Below are 1,480 nucleotides of genomic sequence, written 5' to 3'. Positions count from 1 at the left end.
CCGATCGGGCAGACCACGGCCGATGGCAGCGGCAACTGGAGCTTCACCCCCGCCACAGCGCTGCCGGACGGCACGGTGATCACCGCGGTCGCCCAGGATGCGGCGGGCAACACCAGTGGCCCGGCAAGCACCACGGTGGACGCGGTGGCACCGCCGGCACCAGTGATCGACCCGAGCAACGGCAGTGCGGTAAGCGGTACGGCCGAAGCCGGTGCCACGGTGATCCTCACCGATGGCAGCGGCAACCCGATCGGGCAGACCACGGCCGATGGCAGTGGCAACTGGAGCTTCACTCCGGCCACGCCATTGCCCGATGGCACGGTGGTCAACGCCATCGCGACGGACCCGGCCGGCAACAGCAGCGGCCCCGCCAGTACCACCGTTGATGCGGTGGCGCCGCCAGCGCCTGTGATCAACGCCAGCAACGGTGCGGTGATCAGCGGTACCGCCGAAGCCGGCGCGACGGTGGTCCTGACCGATGGCAATGGCGATCCGATCGGGCAGACCACCGCCGATGGCAGTGGCAACTGGTCGTTCACGCCCGGCACGCCGCTGCCCGATGGCACCGTGATCACGGCGGTGGCCCAGGATGCGGCAGGCAACGCGAGTGGCCCGGCCACGACCACCGTGGATACGGTGGCGCCGCCGGCACCGGTGATCGACCCGAGCAACGGCAGTGTGGTGAGCGGTACAGCCGAAGCCGGTGCCACAGTGATCCTGACCGATGGCAGCGGCAACCCGATCGGCCAGACCACCGCCGATGGCGCCGGCAACTGGAGCTACACGCCGGCTACACCGTTGCCGAATGGCATGGTGATCACTGCGGTGGCACAGGATGCGGCGGGCAACGGCAGCGGCCCGGCCAGTACCACGGTCGATTCGGTCGCGCCGCCGGCACCGACGATCGACGCGAGCAATGGCAGCGTCATCAGCGGCACCGCCGAAGCCGGTGCGACAGTGATCCTCACTGACGGCAACGGTATTCCGATTGGGCAGACCATCGCCGATGGCAGTGGCAACTGGTCGTTCACGCCCGGCACGCCTCTGCCCGATGGCACCGTCATCAATGCACTGGCGCGCGACGCGGCCGGCAACAACAGCAGCCCGGTCAGCACGACCGTCGATGCGGTCGCGCCCTCGGCGCCGACGCTCGATGCCAGCAACGGCACGGTGATCACCGGCACCGTCGAGCCCGGCGTGAAGGTGATCCTGACCGACGGCAACGGTGATCCCATCGGCGAAGCCATCGCCGATGGCAGCGGCAACTGGAGCTTCACCCCGGCTACGTCGCTGCCCGACGGCACCGTGATCAATGCCATCGCGCAGGATGCGGCCGGCAACAACAGCGGCCCGGTCACCACCACGGTGGATGCGATGGCGCCGCCGGCCCCGGTGATCGATCCGAGCAATGGCAGCGTCATCAGCGGTACGGCTGAAGCCGGCGCCACGGTGATCCTCACCGATGGCAATGGCGATCCGA

The 1,480-nt window shown here is 69.2% G+C and carries 1 protein-coding gene; it reads left to right on the top strand.

Annotated features, from left to right (window positions below):
- Positions 1–1,480: Ig-like domain-containing protein (locus QMZ25_RS18960; RefSeq protein ID WP_283220127.1), on the top strand; the 1,480-nt coding region annotated here is incomplete at both ends.

Origin of the sequence: Stenotrophomonas sp. RS-48 (assembly GCF_030053245.1) — a bacterium.
GTDB classification, from domain to species: domain Bacteria; phylum Pseudomonadota; class Gammaproteobacteria; order Xanthomonadales; family Xanthomonadaceae; genus Stenotrophomonas; species Stenotrophomonas maltophilia_P.
This window is presented reverse-complemented; position numbering and strand designations above follow the sequence as displayed.